This is a genomic window from Flavobacterium sp. CECT 9288 (assembly GCF_918731615.1).
Taxonomy (GTDB): domain Bacteria; phylum Bacteroidota; class Bacteroidia; order Flavobacteriales; family Flavobacteriaceae; genus Flavobacterium.
In genome coordinates, this window is the sequence record NZ_OU957226.1 from 1407316 (window position 1) to 1424302 (window position 16987).

The window sequence follows — 16987 nt, forward strand, 5'->3', positions numbered from 1 at the left end:
ATCAATGGAAATTCTTAAAAATTGAAAATTGTAATTCCCATTTCTATTGCCATTGAAAACACATTGTAATTGTTATTGAATTATTTTTTGTTGTTTATCATTTTAGAAGCTATAGCGATTAATTCTTCAACTTCTGTCAAAAGCCATTTTCTTTCTTCTAATTCTCCTGCTTTTATGTAATGTAAAACTTTTAATGAATTTCTCGACTCTTTAAGTTCCTTAACAGAAAGAGAAACTTTAAAAATAAAATCTTTGTTTGTAATAGTCCCTTGAGCTTCACCATAATTTAATGCTGCACTTCCAGAGGAGCGTATGAGTTGATTTTTATAATAATCAATTTCATAAGATTTTTCTAGTTTTCTAACAAAGAAAATACATTCTCCCACAAATCTAACTAAACGGTCTTCAAAATTGTATATTTTTTCTAAATTAGGTTCGTTTACAAGCATTTTTATCGACTTTGAAATTGAAATTAATTTCTTCCCCCAAAGATACTACTTCCTATTCTAACCATAGTACTGCCACATTCAATTGCGAGTTGATAGTCACCGGACATTCCCATTGAGAGGATGTCGATTTGGCAGTTTTCACTTTTCAGTTTTTTTGTTTTTTCAAAAATTGTTTTCAATTGCGTGAATTCTTTCTTGATTTGATCTTTATTATCAGTGAAAGTAGCCATTCCCATTAATCCAACGATTTGAATGTTTTTCAGTTCTTTGAATTCATTTGATGTTAGCAGGGAAGCAAGTTCATCCTGATCAAGACCAAATTTTGTTTCTTCCTCGGCAATGTAAATTTGCAATAAACAATCTATAATTCGGTTATTTTTTAACGCTTGTTTGTTGATTTCTTGTAATAGTTTAAGGCTGTCTACTCCGTGAATTAAGCTCACAAACGGTGCCATAAATTTTACTTTGTTCGTTTGAACGTGACCAATCATGTGCCACTCGATATCTTTGGGCATTTGTTCCCATTTATCGGCCATTTCTTGGATTTTGTTTTCTCCAAAAATGCGTTGTCCAGCTTCATAAGCTTCCATCAAATCCGAAACCGGTTTGGTTTTTGAAACTGCAACTAAAGTTACATGCTCTGGTAATGACGTTTTAATTCCAAGTAAATTTGTAGCTATTGACATGTTGAATTCCTGATTTTTATATATTAAAGTTCATAAACTACTAATCCACTTCTGAATTTAGGTTCTATGTACGTACTTTTTGGAGGCATGATTAAATTAGCATCGGCCAATGCTTTAATTTCCCCTATGTTTGAAGGAAATAATATAAATCCGATTTCAAATTCGCCTTGATCTATTTTATTTTTTACTTCTAATACGGATTGTTTTCCAGAGAGGTATTCAATTCTTTCGTCATTTCGTAAATCTTCAATACCTAAAATGGGTAATAAAACTTCTTTATATAAAATTTGAGTATCTAAACTGTCTAAAGCAGATTTGAATATTTCATTTTCTTTACGAAGTACTAAACTATAAAATTCATTATCAAGATACATCCCAAAGTGATGTTTTTGAGAGGGTTGAAAAGGTTGTTGTAATTTATTTTCAATACTGAAATTCTTTTGCAACGCAATCATAAACTCTTCCTTTGTCAAACCATTTAAATCTTTTACAAGACGATTAAATTCATAAATTTTAACGTTATTTTCAGATATTAAGTAGCTTAATATATGATTCTTAGAGGTGTTTTGAGTATCGGTATTTTCCTCAGATAATAATTTTAAAGCTTCGGTACGATGATGTCCATCTGCGATATAAAGGCTCTCTGTTTTTTCAAAAATATTTTGAATCCAATTGATTTCAAGTGGATCTTCTATCTTCCATAAATAATGAATTTCTTTTTTTGTAGTCGAAAATTCAAAATCGGCTAATTTTTGAGTGCAATTAAAAATCCAATCTTCTATGGTTTTGTTGTCAGGATAAGTCATCAAAACGGGTTCTGTATTAAACTCAGAATATTTCATGTATTCTTTGAGTAACCGAACTCTAAATGCTATGATATCTTCGTGTTTTTTGATAATTTCATTACAATAATCAGCAACACTTGTACCCGCGATGATCCCAATAAATGATTGTGTTTTAGTGACAATTTTATGAATATAAATTGCTGGTTTTTTATCTTTTACAAGAATGATTTCGTTTTTGAACTCTTCGTATTTTTGATGAACTTGCTTGTATCTTTTTTCAAATGAAACAGTTTCTTGATTGGTATAAGCGGGTTTTAATATGTGCAAAAAAGACAAAGGATTAAAATCCAGTTGAGCTGCAAGTTCAGCATTTACATATTCTTCATAAGATCTACAGGTTACAAGACATACTTTGTCTCGGGTAGGTCTTACTGCTTTAAAAGGAACTATTTTAGCCATAATTAAGTCAAAAGTCAAGAGTCAAAAGTCAAAAGTTTAAAGAGGAAGACTTTAAGACTTTTGACTTTCAAACTTTATGACATTAAATAAATTGTTTAGAAATCTTTTCTGCTTTTTTACTTTCGGAATAATCGTAGAAACCTTCACCAGATTTTACTCCCATTTTTCCTGCTCGAACCATATTTACTAATAAAGGACAAGGAGCATATTTCGGATTTTTGAAACCATCATACATTACATTTAGTATAGCCAAACACACATCAAGACCAATAAAATCAGCAAGTTGCAGTGGTCCCATGGGTTGGCCCATTCCTAATTTCATCACCGTGTCAATTTCGTATACACCAGCAACTTTATTGTACAAAGTCTCAATAGCTTCATTAATCATTGGCATTAAAATTCTGTTGGCTACAAAACCTGGATAATCATTCACTTCAACAGGTGTTTTTCCTAGTTTTTCAGAAAGACTCATGATGGTTTTTGTAACTTCATCTGAGGTGTTGTAACCGCGGATAATCTCTACTAATTTCATAATAGGCACTGGATTCATAAAATGCATGCCTATAACACGCTCTGGGTGTGCAACAACCGCACCTATTTGTGTGATAGAAATAGACGATGTATTGGTAGCCAAGATGGTATCGTGAGAACAAAGTTTATTCAACTTCTCAAAAATGTTCAATTTTAGAGCCACATTTTCGGTGGCAGCTTCAACAACTAAATCAACACCTACAACACCATCTTCGATATCATTGTAAGTAATAATGTTAGTAATTGTTTTTGTTTTGTCTTCTTCGGTGATAGTACCTTTAGCAATCATTCGATCTAAATTAGCGGCAATAGTTGCCATTCCTTTATCTAAAGATTGTTCAGAAACATCTATTAATTTTACGGTAAAACCACTTTGTGCAAAGGTATGTGCAATTCCATTACCCATTGTTCCTGCTCCGATTACGGCTATTGTTTTCATATTTTGAGTTTAAAGTTTAAAAGTTTAAAGTTTAAAGTTATTTTGAGTAACTGAAAACCTTAAACTTAAAAGTAATTTTATTTATTTCTTGAAACAATCAATAATTTGATAAGCAACTCGTAATGCTTCGGTTGCTTGATCTAAAGTCACTACTGGAGTTGTATTGTCGTTTATTGAATCTGCAAACGATTCTAGTTCATCAAGTATAGCGTTGTTTTGTTCAACATCAGGATTGGAGAAGTAGATTTGTTTTTTTACGCCTTCGGCATTTTGTAAAATCATATCAAAGTCGCCTGGAACTTCTGGAGCATCTTTCATTTTTACCACTTCACATTTTTTCTCTAAGAAATCAACTGAGATGTAAGCGTCCTTTTGAAAGAAACGAGATTTGCGCATGTTCTTCATCGAAATTCGGCTAGCTGTCAAGTTTGCCACGCAACCATTTTCGAATTCAATTCTAGCATTTGCAATATCTGGGGTGTCACTTATCACAGAAACTCCGCTGGCACTAATATTCTTCACTTTTGATTTAACCACACTTAAAATAGCATCAATGTCATGAATCATTAAATCTAAAACCACTGGGACATCAGTTCCTCGCGGATTAAATTCAGCCAAACGATGCGCTTCAATAAACATGGGATTTTCAATCATGTTTTTAGTAGCAATGAATGCAGGGTTGAAGCGTTCTACGTGACCTACTTGACCTTTTACATTGTATTCATTGGCAAGGGCTATAATTTCTTCTGCTTCTTCTACTGTATTTGAAATTGGTTTTTCAATAAAAACATGTTTCCCTGATTTGATAGCTACTTTTGCACATTTGTAATGTGAAAGCGTTGGGGTAACAATATCAATTACATCAACAGCATGAATAAGAGTAGCAATAGTACTAAAATGTTTGTATCCAAACTCTTTTGATATCTTTTCAGCATTCTCTTGATTTGGGTCGTAAAACCCCACCAATTCATATTTGTCAGATTGTTGTAATAAACGCAAATGTATTTTTCCTAGGTGACCAGCACCTAATACTCCAATTTTTAGCATAAGGGTGTATTTTTTACAAAAATAGCAATTAAATGATTAATCTATTGTTGAATTAAGACAAATTGTGCGCTAAATTATTATTTAAAAACCAATATTTGATTTCAGTTTTTCTTTTCTATTTTTACAGAAATAAAAATTTAAATTTTGAAAGATACAGCAAAACATCAAGGACTTCGGAATCAATTAGTAAGCGTTTTAGAGCAAAAAGGGATCACGGATAAAAATGTTTTGGAAGCCATAAAAAAGATACCACGTCACTTATTTTTGGATTCAAGCTTTGAAGATTATGCTTATCAAGATAAGGCTTTTCCTATTGGTGCTGGGCAAACTATTTCACAACCGTACACCGTTGCTTTTCAATCTCAATTATTAGAAGTAAAAAAGGAAGATAAAATACTAGAAATTGGAACAGGATCGGGATATCAAACAGCAGTTTTATGTACCATGGGCGCTAAAGTGTATAGTGTAGAACGCCAAAATGAATTGTTTAAAAAAACTACAAATTTATTTCCTAAACTTAATATTCGTCCTAAACACACTTCGTTTGGTGATGGATACAAAGGGTTACCTAATTACGCTCCATTCGACAGCATTATTGTAACGGCTGGTGCGCCAATTATTCCTAAACCGTTGATGGCGCAATTAAAAATAGGAGGAAGGCTAGTAATTCCACTTGGTGAAGACGTGCAAATTATGACCTTGCTTGTTCGAATTAATGAAACTCAATTTGAAAAGCACGAATTTGGAGAATTTAGATTTGTTCCTTTATTAGAAGATAAAAATTAAAAAAAAAAAAAAAAAATCATCTTCAGCACTTTATGAAAAAAGAGTTGTAGATGATTTTTTTTGGCTTAGCCCAAAAATGAATTTTTCTTAAATTATTTGGAATAAAAATAAGATATTTTACTCTGCTTAGATATCGTAATTTTTCATCAAAATAGCTTTGCTCTAAAACAAAAAAAATCATTTTAATTTAAAATGATTTTTTTATGCGTTCTAAGTCTCGTTTTGTATCCTGTTCTTTTAAAGATTCTCGTTTGTCATAAGTTTTCTTTCCTTTACAAAGTCCTATTTGAAGTTTTGCCATTCCTTTTTCATTTGTAAATAATTTAAGAGGAACTATTGTTAAGCCTTTAGCTTGAACACTTTTAGATAAACTTTTAAGTTCTTTTTTATTTAAGAGTAATTTACGTTCGCTTCTAGCTTTGTGGTTGAATTGATTCCCAAAAGAGTATTCCTCAATGTAGGTGTTTATGGCAAACAATTCAAGATTACTGAATTCACAAAAACTTTCTGTAATATTGGCTTTGCCTAAACGAATTGATTTAATCTCAGTACCAGCCAAAACGATTCCAGCCGTAAATGTTTCGATAATTTCATAATCGAATTTGGCTCTTTTATTGTAAATGTTGATTGTTTTTAGCATGGTGCAAAGGTAACAAAATTAAAATATCAAGCAATGTTTATGGTAATTTCAATAAATGGTAGCTTATGGTATCACCAGTGATTGTAATTACATACAAGTTCCCAAAAACCGTATCTTCAATATCAGGAAACAAATTGTATTTGATAACTTGGTTTACAAACTTGGGTATTGAATTGCTGTGTCCTACAATCAAGACTTTTTTATTTAGAGTTTCATTTTTGAAATTTTCAATATTTAAATCTTTAAGATCGTACAGTTTAGTTTTTATATTTTTAGCTGTAGCTGTAGGTGCTGCAGTTTGTGTGGTTCTTTTAAAATCGGTGCTGTAAATTTCGTCAAAGTGCACATCCGCAAAAATAGCATTCCATTGATTGGCTCTTTTCAATCCACTTTCTGATAAATCAGGATTTTTGGAATCATCTACTTTTTCGGCATGTCTGATAAAATAATAGGTAGTAACATTTTGTTGCGCTAAACAAATATTAAAAAACAGTAGGGCAAGGATGAGTAGGTTTTTTTTCATGGTTAGATTTTTTAGGGGGTTAATAAATCATAAATTTTAGAATGTATATATTTGTACTATGGAAAAATTAAAATCAAACGACCCGCTACACGGAATCACGCTTCAGCAAATTGTAGAAAAGCTTGTCAGTCATTATGGATTTGACACCCTAAGTGAACTGATTAAAATTAAATGTTTTTCAAGTAATCCTAGTATAAAATCTAGTTTGACTTTTTTAAGAAAAACTGAGTGGGCTCGTAAACAAGTTGAAGATTTGTATGTTAAAAGTATGAAAAAATTTTAATTAATTTTATACGAAACCATCACACCGCCTCGATAGGGCAAAGATTCTCCACTTTTATTGTAATTTTTGGCTTTATCATAGCGTTCACCCGTAGTTAAGTCATATCCTTTGTAAAATCCTTGATGCCAACCACCACCTAAAAAGCAATCAATCATAAATTTATCACTTACTTTTACTTGATATCCTATGGTAGCTCCTGCAAAATATCCAAGACCCTTTTCATATAAATTAGTATTTAAATAATTCCATTTTTGGAAATTAAAAATACTTGCCCCTATGTGTGCGCCTGCATAAAATCCATTGTATTTTTCTTTGAAATGGTATCTATATTCAGGAGTAAAGGTGTAAAATTCTCTGGGTTTACCGTTTACAGATTTCCAAAAGGAAGCAAGAGCATCAAAATGAAAAGTTGATTTTTTACCAATGCTAGTTTCTATACCTACATTAGGAATTGTAAAAAGCGTTGTAAAAGCATTTGCTTTTACATAGGTTTGGGCAGAAATGGAGGAATACGTTATTAAAACAAAGATGATCAGGAATTTTTTCATGGCTAATAAAGTAGGATTTAGATTTAAGGGTTTGATAAGTGCACAAATGTAGTAGTAATTTACGTTTTACATAACATTTGTGCGTTTTTTATATTTGTATTTATGAGTGATCTAGTAAGGAATAGATCACAGAGTCTAAAAATTTACCATTGTAAAATTCATATTCTTTAAAATGCGCTTCTTTTATAAAACCATTTTTTTCTAAAACTTTTGCTGATCCAATATTTTCAGGTGCTATAACTGCTTCTATAGAATGTAGTTTTAAGTCATGAAACCCATAATGAACTGCAGCCTTAACTGCCTCAGTTATGATTCCTCTTTTATGATAATCAGGAAGTAGCATGTATCCAATTTCGGCTCGGTAATGTTCTGGTTTAATGCGATAATGACCAATAATCCCGATGAGTGTTGGATTATCTTTTAAAGTTATAGCCCAGTTTATACCTTCATTAACTTCAATTTTTTGATCAATCATAGCAATATGTTCCAAAGCTTCTTCATCAGTTTTTAACAAAGGACGAGGGATATACTGCATGGTTTCTGGATTAGATCGTAACATTAAAATTTCTTTTACATCACCTGCGTTTACTCTTCTTAAAAGTAAACGGTCGGTTTCAAGATTTGGAAATGGTGTGAAATTGATGGTCAACATAGAATTTTTTTAAAGAATTTTGATAGAGAATATAGATTGAAAGGTTGCGTTTGGTTCTAAAATTTGAATGCCCTCTTTTAGTAGTAAATCTCCAGTACTCTCCAGTACATCAGAATATCCAAACCATGGTTCAATACAAATAAATGGTGCTGCTTTTTTTGTCCATATTCCTAAACTTGGAAAATCTTCATATTCAACTTTTAAAATAGGTTTTTTATTTTCTAAAATGGTAAGATTTTTAGATTGTATGGTTTTAAAAATTAACGCATCAAGTTCGAATAGGGTGTAATCAAGAGGAAGTTTTTTGTCTTGAGTATTTAATTTTTTAGTTTCATTCGATACTAAATCATTTTCTAAAAGATGATATTGCAAAGGTTCATTTTGATCAAATTCGATTTCATAGCTTTCAAATGATTCTGGAAGCGCAAAGGCTGGGTGAGCACCAATAGAAAAAGGCATTGTATTTGTGCCTGCATTAAATACATGGTAAGAAATAGATAATTTTGTTTCTTCCAGAGTATAGATTAGTTGCAATTGAAACTCAAAAGGGTAATTTTTTAAAGTTTCACTATTATGTGACAACAAAAAAACAGCTTTTTCGGCAGTGCTTTCAACTAATTCAAAATCCATATCTCGAGCAAAACCGTGGCGTGATAAGTGATATTCTTGGTTTTCATAATGAAATGAATTGTTTTTTAAAGTTCCTACAATTGGGAACAGTACCGGAGAATGCTTGCCCCAAAATTCAGGATTTCCATTCCAAATATAGTCTCTTTGATCGTTGTCTTTTAGAGAAATGAGCTCGGCACCACGATGATTTATGGTTGCGGTGAGTTTGTGGTTTTTTAAGGTTGTATTCAAAATAATGGTTGTTTATTGTAATCCTTGGTTTTTGTTGTAAATATATTCATTATTTGAGCACGACCTAATTTTTTTGGTTTAAGTCCTTAAAATCTCTCGCATTTTAAGTCACAAATCATCTTTTTTTCCTTAATTTGTAAAAAAAATCAATTAACTATGAAGAAAATTAATGTTGGATTTTTGTGGCATGCAGGTTTGTTCCTTTTAGGAATTGCAAATCTTAGTGCGCAACAAACTCCTGAGAATACTGCACGTCCAGTATCAAAGTATGACTATCATGATGCTTTTGCCCCACATTTTTATTCTAAAAATGGAACGGCAACTCGTTCTGCAAGTGGTCAGCCAGGTTCAGAATATTGGCAAAATAGCGCTAGTTACAAACTAACGGCTAAATTAGATGAAAAAAACAATGAAATTTCAGGATCTGGAATCATAACGTACACCAACAATAGTCCTGATAAATTAGGATTTGTTTGGATGAATTTGGATCAAAATCTTTTTAAAGCTGATTCTCGTGGAAGTGCAATAGTACCCTTGTCAGGTAGTAGAAATGGTGCTCAAGGTCAAGTTTTTGACGGAGGACATAAAATCAAGTCCGTTTCTGTGATTAGCACTAACAAAGGTGTAGCAACAGAAACACCCGTGAAATATGTGATTTCAGACACTAGAATGCAAGTTTTTTTGCCACAAGCGCTTAACGCCAAAGGTGGAACTATAAAAATTAAAATTGATTTCTCATTCATTGCTCCTTATGAAGGATCAGATAGAATGGGAGTTTTAGAAACTAAAAATGGAAAAATATTTACCATGGCGCAATGGTATCCTCGTATGTGTGTATATGATGATGTTCGTGGCTGGAACGTAAACCCATATTTAGGAGCCTCTGAATTCTATTTAGAATATGGTGATTTTGATGTAAGTATTACTGCTCCTTCTAATCATATTGTAGTTGCTTCGGGTGAGTTGACAAATGCTTCTGCTGTATATTCAACGATAGAACAAAGTAGATTGGCACAAGCCAAACAAAGTGATAAAACGGTATTTATTAGAACTGCCGATGAAGTTGCTACCACTTCAAAAACGGGATCATCAGCTACAAAAACTTGGAATTTTAAAATGATCAATGCCCGTGATTTTTCTTGGTCATCATCAGCATCTTTTATTTTAGATGCTGCCAAAATAAATTTACCAAGCGGAAAAAAATCTTTAGCAATGTCTGTTTATCCTGTTGAAAGTGCAGGTGACGCAGCATGGGGAAGATCTACAGAATATACAAAGGCTTCTATTGAACATTATTCAAAAAAGTGGTTTGAATACCCTTATCCTGCAGCTGTAAATGTTGCTGGAAATGAAGGTGGAATGGAGTATCCTGGAATTGTTTTTTGTAGCTGGGAATCAAAAGGAGCAGATTTATGGGGAGTTACAGATCATGAATTTGGACATATCTGGTTTCCAATGATTGTAGGATCTAATGAACGATTGTTTGCATGGATGGACGAAGGTTTCAATACTTTTATCAATTCATTAAGTTCAATTGATTTTAATAATGGAGAATACAAAGAGCCAAAAGCAGACATGCATCAAAGAGCAGAAATGTATACAAGTCCTTTTCTGGAAACAATAATGAGTTCACCAGATAATATGAAGGAGCGTAACATTGGTCTTTTGGCGTATTCTAAACCAAGTTCAGGTTTGGTAATTCTTAGAGAGCAGGTTTTAGGGCCAGAGCGTTTTGACTTGGCTTTGAAAACCTATATCGAAAGATGGGCTTACAAACACCCACAGCCTGATGATTTTTTTAGAACTATGGAGAATGTTGCTGGTGAAGATTTGAGCTGGTTCTGGAGAGGTTGGTTCCAGTACAATTGGCGCTTAGATCAAGGTATAAATTCAATAAAATATGTAAAAAATGATCCTAAAAAAGGAGTAATTATTACTATTGAGAATTTTGAAAAAATGGCTATGCCGGTTTCTTTAGATGTGAAAACTAAAAGCGGAAAGATAACCAGAGTACAATTACCAGTTGAAGTGTGGCAGAAAAACAAATCGTGGTCGTTTAAACACAATTCTACAGAGGAAATAGAAAGCATCACATTAGATCCTGATCATGCGTTTCCAGATTCTAATACTGCAAATAATGTATGGACTGCTGACAAAGGTTTGCTTGAAAAAGATGTAATTCTGGATGGTTATTTGGGAACTTATTCAACTCAAATGGCACCTCTTAAAATTATTTTTTCTGAAAAAAATGGTGCTCTTAGTGCTATGATTACAAATTATCCTTCTTTTTCAGTGGAGAATATTGGAAAAAATACTTTTGAATCAAAACAAGCAGGACTTAAGTTTGAATTCAACGAAAGTTTAAATGGTTTTGATATGACTGTTCCAGGTGGACAAAAAATTCCTTTTACCAGAGATAAATAACTTTTTGGAATTTTAAAGAAGAATTTATTTTAACAAAAAAGACTTGTAATTATTTACAAGTCTTTTTTTATTTCTTTATTCAGGTATTTGCTGACTTAAACAATGTAAGGTCCCAAAACCCCAAATAAAATCAGTTGCATTTATGCCGATAATTTCTCTATCTGGAAAGCATTCTGCTATTATGTTTAGAGCTTTACGATCATTACTATCATTAAAAGTAGGTACTAAAACACATTGGTTTAAAATCAAAAAATTAGCATAGCTAGCAGGTAATCGCAAACCGTCAAATTCTACTTTCTTCGGCATTGGCAATGCTACAATAATTGGAGATTTTCCGTTTTCAAGTTTTGCATTTTGTAAACGTTTTAAATTGTCTTGAAGCGGCTTATAATTTTTATCAAGCGGATCATTTTCTACAATAGTGACAATGGTATCTTCGTTTACAAATCGACACAAATCATCAATATGTCCATGAGTATCATCGCCTTCAATTCCGTCGCCTAACCAAATTACATTAGTTACGCCAAGATATTCCTTGAAAACGGCTTCGTAATCTTCTTTTGTAAAGTCTGCATTTCGAACCTGTATGTCTGGGTGCATTAAACATTCCTCGGATGTTAATAAGGTTCCACATCCGTTTACATCGATGGCACCACCTTCAACAATTACTGGTTTTCCTTTGTACATGACTTGAGTCACAGGAATATTTAGAAATTCGCCCACTTTCTCAGGAACAAATTTATCTAATTGTATGTTTTTGTATTTGGCCCAGCCATTAAAATTAAAGTTTAATGCCTCTCTTTCGGTTCCGTTCTTTATAATGATTGGTCCAGAATCACGCATCCAACTTCTATTGGTTTTGTAAATGATATACAAAACATTTGTTAGTTCAACATGAGCTGTTTCCAGCATGGTGTTTACTTTTGCTTTTTGGTTTTCATCAGCCACAACCAAAAAAACAGTTTCAAAAGTTGCTACTTTTTTAATAAATTCTACAAAAGCCCATTGAACTGCTTCATATTTTCCTGGCCAATCTTTCCCATTATGAGGGAAACACAGTAGCATTCCTTGTTGTTTTTCCCATTCGGCTGGAAAACGCCTAGTATTTGTAGTCATATTATATACGTTTATCAAGGTTGCAAATATAATGATTCAGGCTCACTTAAAAAACGAGCAAACATTGCAATTTTTTAAAACTGCGTTTTCAATTATAGTGTTAAGGTAATGATTAAATAATATTGTGTTAATTACAGTTGATTTGTTCATTTCTATTTTTGATAAAAAATAATTTATGAAAAAATACAGTATTTCACTTCTAGCTGCAATCTTGATTTTGTCTAGTTGTACTAAAGAGGATAATTCAAGTAATGATCAAGAAACTATTGTGAATGAAAATCCTGCTTCGTTTAAAGAAATTGGTAGTCTTACAATAGGAGGAGCAGGTGCTGCTGAAATTAGTGCATATGACGAAATATCAAAAAAACTTTTTACGGTTAATAATAGCAATACGAATAGAATTGATGTAATTGATTTATCAAATCCAACGAGTCCAAAATTTGTAACAAGTATTGATTTGACTCCTTACAATGGTGCATCAAATAGTGTTGCTACCTTTAATGGTAAATTAGCTGTGGCCTTAGAGGCAAAAACTAATAAGCAGGATCCTGGTAAAGTTTTGGTTTTTGATACCACTACATATGCTCTTATTAAAGAAATTACTGTTGGGGCATTACCTGATATGATTACATTTTCTCCTGATGGAAATTTTATTATGACTGCTAATGAAGGTGAACCAAATGACACTTACTCAATTGATCCTGAAGGTTCTGTGTCTGTCATTTCTGTGGCCAATAATTATGCTGTTTCTACTTTGAATTTTGCAAGTTTTAGCAATCAGTTAGCTGCGTTAAAAGGGAAAGGATTTAGAATAGCTAGTCCTACAAACAATTTTGCTAATGATATTGAACCAGAATACATTACGATATCTGCTGATTCAAAAACAGCTTGGGTAACTTTACAAGAAAATAATGGAGTTGCTAAAATTGATTTGACAAGCAAAACGATTACGAATATTTTTCCTTTGGGTCTAAAAGACTATAATCTTGCTGATAATGCAATTGATGTTAGCGATAAAGATGGAGGGGTATTTATGAAACCTTGGAAAATAAAAGGAATGTATCAACCTGATGCCATAAGTAGTTTTGAGGTAAATAAAATATCCTATTTTGTAACTGCAAATGAAGGTGATGCTAGAGAATATAGTGCTTTTGTTGATGTTAGAAGAGTAGGTCATTCATCAGTGGTTCTGGATCCTGTTGCATTTCCAGATGCAGCAGCTTTAAAAGCGGAGTCAAGTCTAGGAAGATTAAATATCAATACTAAAATGGGTGATACTGATGGAGATGGTGATTTTGATGAACTAGTATCGTTTGGTTCTAGATCTTTCTCTATATGGAATGGTACAACGGGTGAATTAGTGTATGATAGTAAAAATGAATTGGATAAAAAATCACAAGAATTAGGTTTTTATGATGACGGCAGAAGTGATGATAAAGGTGCTGAGCCAGAATCTGTTGTAGTTACAAAAATGGGGACTAAAACAATACTTTTTGTAGGTCTTGAACGCGCCGATGCAGTAATGATTTATGATATCTCAAATCCTGCTGCACCAAAACTAATGCAAACTATAAAAACGGGTGATGCTCCAGAAGGTTTACTATATATTCCTGCTTCAAAAAGTCCAACAAAAAGAAGTTTGCTTGTGGTAAGTAGTGAGGGTGATGGAAGTGTGAAAGTTTTTCAGCCAGATTTGAACTAAAAAGTATTTTTAAATAAAAAATCCCTGCTTGAATAAACTTTAAGCAGGGATTTTTTGTTTTAAAAAGAGCAGTTAGTCAATTGCTCTTTTTGTAATATCTCCAAAGGCATCTATGCGTCTGTCTCTAAAAAATGGCCAGTTTTGGCGCACATTTTCTTGTAAGTCTAAATCAACTTCGGCAATTAATATTTCTTCTTTATCGTGTGAGGCTTGCGCCAAAATTTCACCTTGTGGCCCGCAGATAAATGAAGCACCCCAAAATTCAATTCCAGGAGTTTCGGGTAAATATTTTTCTAAACCTATGCGGTTTGCTGCTGCAACATAAACACCATTTGCAACGGCATGACCTTTCATAACATTCATCCAAGCGCCATATTGGTTTTCACCATATTGCTCTTTTTCTTGTGGATGCCAACCAATTGCTGTTGGGTAAAACAATACTTCGGAACCTTTTAGAGCTGTTATGCGTGCTGCTTCTGGATACCATTGATCCCAACAGATTAATGTTCCTATATTTCCTTTCTGTGTACGATTATTTTTAAATCCTAAATCACCCGGTGTAAAATAGAATTTTTCGTAAAAAGCGGGATCATCTGGGATGTGCATTTTTCTATACAACCCTGCTTCTGATCCATCTGTATCAATAATGTAAGCACTGTTGTGGTAAATGCCAGCCATTCTTTTTTCGAAAAAAGGAACAATGATTACCACACCTAATTCTTTTGCCAAGGCACTAAAAGCAATAAAAGAAGTACTGTAAAGTGGTTCAGCTAAAGCAAAATTATCTACATCTTCACTTTGACAAAAGTAATGACTGCTATATAATTCGGGTAAAGAAATTACTTCAGCACCAAGTTTTGCGGCATCGCGAACCCAACTGATGCATTTTTTTAAATTATTTTCGGCTACATCATTCAGGTTTAATTGAATAACAGCTATTTTGTACTTTTTATTTGGCATGACATAAATTTTAGAATGCAAAAATAGTAAATTTTATGGCTAGTATAAAATAGACCTCATGTGTTTGCTAATGAACTTTAATAAAGAATTTTGAATTAAGCTTTCTACTGCTTTATAATTAGCAAAAAAAAAAAAACACTTCCTGCTGTGCAAGAAGTGTTCTTTAAAAAAAATGTTTATTGTTTAAAAAGATCCGCAAATGTTGCCAGTAAATGTAGCGCCTGCTCCAGCTGTAACATTAGCTTTTACAGCACTAGCAGACAGTAACGGTATGGTATAACTTGGTGTAAAAGCCATATTGCTTCCAGCAGTATTACCTGTAGTGTTTGTAAAAATGTTTCCTACAGCTGTAACGGCTGTATAACCAGTCATAAGATCAATAGGTTGATTTACATTTTCAAATACATTATTTTCAACTCTAATGCTAGCTTCAAGACCTGCAGCTACACATTTATTACTAGCAGAACTGTTAAAGTAGTTGTTTACAATATGTACTTTACCAAAACGTACTCTTGGCATTCTTTCTTTGCATCCATTAGCCCACCAGCATCTTGCAAATGTAACACGTAGTTTTCCTCTATCAGCTGTTGCACCATCACTAGAACCTATTAAATTAGAATATCTGTGATCTGGAGAACCACCAGATCCACCTGCTCTTGGAGCTTTTAGGTATATAAATTTAGTGTAGGATACTGTAATAAAGTCAGATTGATTTTTAATATCAAAATTACCATCTACTCCGTCTCTGAATTCGCAGTGATCCACCCACACATTTTGACAATTGTCTAATATCATATTATCCCAACCATCTGTATCGTAGGCTCCTGGTCCTTCAAAAATTAGGTTTCTAAGAATGATGTTTTTACATCTTTTGATATTCAAAATTCCAGAATTAGCTTTTGTTTGATCCGTTGAAACGAGTTTTGCACCGCTTGCACCATAGATAGTTTTTCCAGTTTGATCTTGAAAAGCTATTCGTCCAGTTGAAGTTGCAGGAATAGTTATGGTTCCTGTTACTTTGATGACTTTTACCGAAGTGTTTTCTATCGCAGCCTTTAACTGTGCATAATTAGATACAACTGTTTCAGCTGCGTTGCCTCCGCCAGTAGTTCCACCATTTTGTGATGCCCAACCAGGAACAGCAGCACAATCTCCAACTCTTGCATTGTTTTTTGTTGTTTTTGTTTCTAACTCAGCAGTAACTGCATTGTTTTCTGCAGTTTCTTCATTGTTACAACTTGTAAGTCCAAAGAAAAGACTCACAATGAAAATCGATAATTTTAAATTTAATTTCATAGTACTTTTTGTTAAATGTTAGTGATTTAAAGCTTTACAAAATAAATCATAAAAAAACGTATAATTATTGAACTTGTTCAATAAAACATGTAATTAATTAAATTTTGTGTTTTTTATTAATTGTTATATTGAAAATACCATAAATTCATTATTTTTACGTAATCGATTGCATAACCTACTGTTTTTCGATTAAAATAATGCATAATTAATATAAATCAAACCCCAAAAAAATGTACGAATTACTGCGAAATAACATTGAGAAAAAAATTCCCTTGACCAATGAAGAATGGGAATTAATTTTGGAAAACGTAAAACATGTTAAACTAAAAAAAAATGATTATCTCCAAATTCAAGATTCTAATAGTAAATATGAAGCATTTGTTCTAAAAGGGGTATTCAAAATTTATCAGATGAATGAAAGCGGAGCAGAGAGCATTCTTTTTTTTGCATTTGATAATGACTGGATTAGCGATGTTGAAAGTTTTTATCATGATAAGCTTACAAGATATAACATCAAAGCACTTGAAGATTGTGAAATTTTAGTCATCAACAAAAAGGATAAAACTAAATTGTTTAAAGAAGTCCCAAAGCTTTTAAAATTTCACACCTTGCTTATAGAAAAAACAAATATTGTTATGCAGGATAGATTGCTTGATATCTTGAACAAGACATCAAAACAACGTTATTTAGATTTCATAAATAAATATCCCGTAAAAGCACAACGCATTAATGATAGAAATCTCTCTTCGTATCTGGGTGTTTCACATGAATTCCTTTGTAAAATAAAAAAGACAATTTGA

18 protein-coding genes are annotated in these 16987 nt (G+C 32.6%); 5 read left to right on the forward strand and 13 right to left on the reverse strand.

Annotated elements, in window-relative coordinates; all coding sequences use genetic code 11:
• Window positions 1-80: 80 nt before the first annotated feature.
• From LQ189_RS06105 to LQ189_RS06125, 5 genes are all read right to left on the reverse strand, one after another.
• Window positions 81-449, reverse strand: coding sequence for a four helix bundle protein (locus LQ189_RS06105; RefSeq protein ID WP_230155051.1), 369 nt, complete (start codon window positions 447-449; stop codon window positions 81-83).
• 23 nt (window positions 450-472) lie between these two features.
• On the reverse strand, window positions 473-1135 hold the full coding sequence (locus LQ189_RS06110) for a YggS family pyridoxal phosphate-dependent enzyme (protein WP_230155053.1): 663 nt from the start codon (window positions 1133-1135) through the stop codon (window positions 473-475).
• A 23-nt stretch (window positions 1136-1158) separates the two neighbouring features.
• Window positions 1159-2379 carry a DUF1015 domain-containing protein gene (locus LQ189_RS06115; RefSeq protein WP_230155055.1) on the reverse strand — a complete coding sequence of 407 codons (1221 nt, stop codon included), beginning with the start codon at window positions 2377-2379 and terminating at the stop codon, window positions 1159-1161.
• 82 nt (window positions 2380-2461) lie between these two features.
• Window positions 2462-3349: a 3-hydroxyacyl-CoA dehydrogenase family protein gene (locus tag LQ189_RS06120; protein ID WP_230155057.1), complete on the reverse strand. Its 888-nt coding sequence runs from the start codon at window positions 3347-3349 to the stop codon at window positions 2462-2464.
• An 81-nt stretch (window positions 3350-3430) separates the two neighbouring features.
• Entirely contained in the window at window positions 3431-4396 is a 966-nt protein-coding gene (locus LQ189_RS06125) for a Gfo/Idh/MocA family protein (protein WP_230155059.1), read from the reverse strand.
• A gap of 144 nt (window positions 4397-4540) precedes the next feature.
• On the opposite strand from LQ189_RS06125, the gene LQ189_RS06130 reads away from it, so the two are divergent.
• Entirely contained in the window at window positions 4541-5182 is a 642-nt protein-coding gene (locus tag LQ189_RS06130; protein WP_230155061.1) for a protein-L-isoaspartate(D-aspartate) O-methyltransferase, read from the forward strand.
• Window positions 5183-5369: 187 nt separating this feature from the next.
• Here LQ189_RS06130 and smpB read toward each other — a convergent pair whose 3' ends face one another.
• A complete protein-coding gene (gene smpB, locus LQ189_RS06135; protein ID WP_086454511.1) occupies window positions 5370-5822 on the reverse strand; it encodes an SsrA-binding protein SmpB in 453 nt (150 codons plus the stop codon).
• Between the two features lie 37 nt (window positions 5823-5859).
• Window positions 5860-6345 (reverse strand): histidine phosphatase family protein, encoded by a 486-nt coding sequence (locus LQ189_RS06140; RefSeq protein ID WP_086454510.1) that lies wholly within the window; start codon window positions 6343-6345, stop codon window positions 5860-5862.
• 58 nt (window positions 6346-6403) lie between these two features.
• Between LQ189_RS06140 and LQ189_RS06145 the strand changes: the two genes are divergently transcribed.
• Window positions 6404-6628, forward strand: a complete 225-nt coding sequence (locus tag LQ189_RS06145; protein WP_086454509.1) for a VF530 family DNA-binding protein — start codon at window positions 6404-6406, stop codon at window positions 6626-6628.
• Here the strand turns inward: LQ189_RS06145 and LQ189_RS06150 are convergent.
• The 3 genes from LQ189_RS06150 to LQ189_RS06160 form a co-directional block, all read right to left on the reverse strand.
• Window positions 6625-7176 (reverse strand): DUF3575 domain-containing protein, encoded by a 552-nt coding sequence (locus LQ189_RS06150; protein WP_230155064.1) that lies wholly within the window; start codon window positions 7174-7176, stop codon window positions 6625-6627. The two genes, LQ189_RS06145 and LQ189_RS06150, sit on opposite strands and share 4 nt — an antisense overlap.
• 100 nt (window positions 7177-7276) lie before the next feature.
• The gene (locus tag LQ189_RS06155) at window positions 7277-7828 is read right to left on the reverse strand and encodes a GNAT family N-acetyltransferase (protein ID WP_230155066.1); all 552 of its coding nucleotides are present in this window, start codon (window positions 7826-7828) and stop codon (window positions 7277-7279) included.
• A 9-nt stretch (window positions 7829-7837) separates the two neighbouring features.
• Window positions 7838-8689: an aldose 1-epimerase family protein gene (locus LQ189_RS06160; RefSeq protein ID WP_230155068.1), complete on the reverse strand. Its 852-nt coding sequence runs from the start codon at window positions 8687-8689 to the stop codon at window positions 7838-7840.
• Window positions 8690-8845: 156 nt separating this feature from the next.
• Between LQ189_RS06160 and LQ189_RS06165 the strand changes: the two genes are divergently transcribed.
• Complete coding sequence (locus LQ189_RS06165) at window positions 8846-11113, forward strand: M1 family metallopeptidase (RefSeq protein ID WP_230155070.1); 2268 nt, start codon at window positions 8846-8848, stop codon at window positions 11111-11113.
• A 75-nt stretch (window positions 11114-11188) separates the two neighbouring features.
• Here the strand turns inward: LQ189_RS06165 and LQ189_RS06170 are convergent, their stop codons facing one another.
• On the reverse strand, window positions 11189-12229 hold the full coding sequence (locus tag LQ189_RS06170) for an agmatine/peptidylarginine deiminase (RefSeq protein WP_230155073.1): 1041 nt from the start codon (window positions 12227-12229) through the stop codon (window positions 11189-11191).
• 175 nt (window positions 12230-12404) lie between these two features.
• On the opposite strand from LQ189_RS06170, the gene LQ189_RS06175 reads away from it, so the two are divergent.
• On the forward strand, window positions 12405-13931 hold the full coding sequence (locus LQ189_RS06175) for a choice-of-anchor I family protein (RefSeq protein ID WP_230155074.1): 1527 nt from the start codon (window positions 12405-12407) through the stop codon (window positions 13929-13931).
• Window positions 13932-14003: 72 nt separating this feature from the next.
• Here the strand turns inward: LQ189_RS06175 and LQ189_RS06180 are convergent, their stop codons facing one another.
• Both LQ189_RS06180 and LQ189_RS06185 read right to left on the reverse strand, forming a co-directional pair.
• Entirely contained in the window at window positions 14004-14891 is an 888-nt protein-coding gene (locus LQ189_RS06180) for a carbon-nitrogen hydrolase (protein ID WP_086454502.1), read from the reverse strand.
• A 183-nt stretch (window positions 14892-15074) separates the two neighbouring features.
• Window positions 15075-16187, reverse strand: a complete 1113-nt coding sequence (locus tag LQ189_RS06185) for a polysaccharide lyase family 1 protein (protein WP_230155077.1) — start codon at window positions 16185-16187, stop codon at window positions 15075-15077.
• Window positions 16188-16417: 230 nt separating this feature from the next.
• Between LQ189_RS06185 and LQ189_RS06190 the strand changes: the two genes are divergently transcribed.
• A complete protein-coding gene (locus tag LQ189_RS06190; RefSeq protein WP_230155079.1) occupies window positions 16418-16987 on the forward strand; it encodes a Crp/Fnr family transcriptional regulator in 570 nt (189 codons plus the stop codon).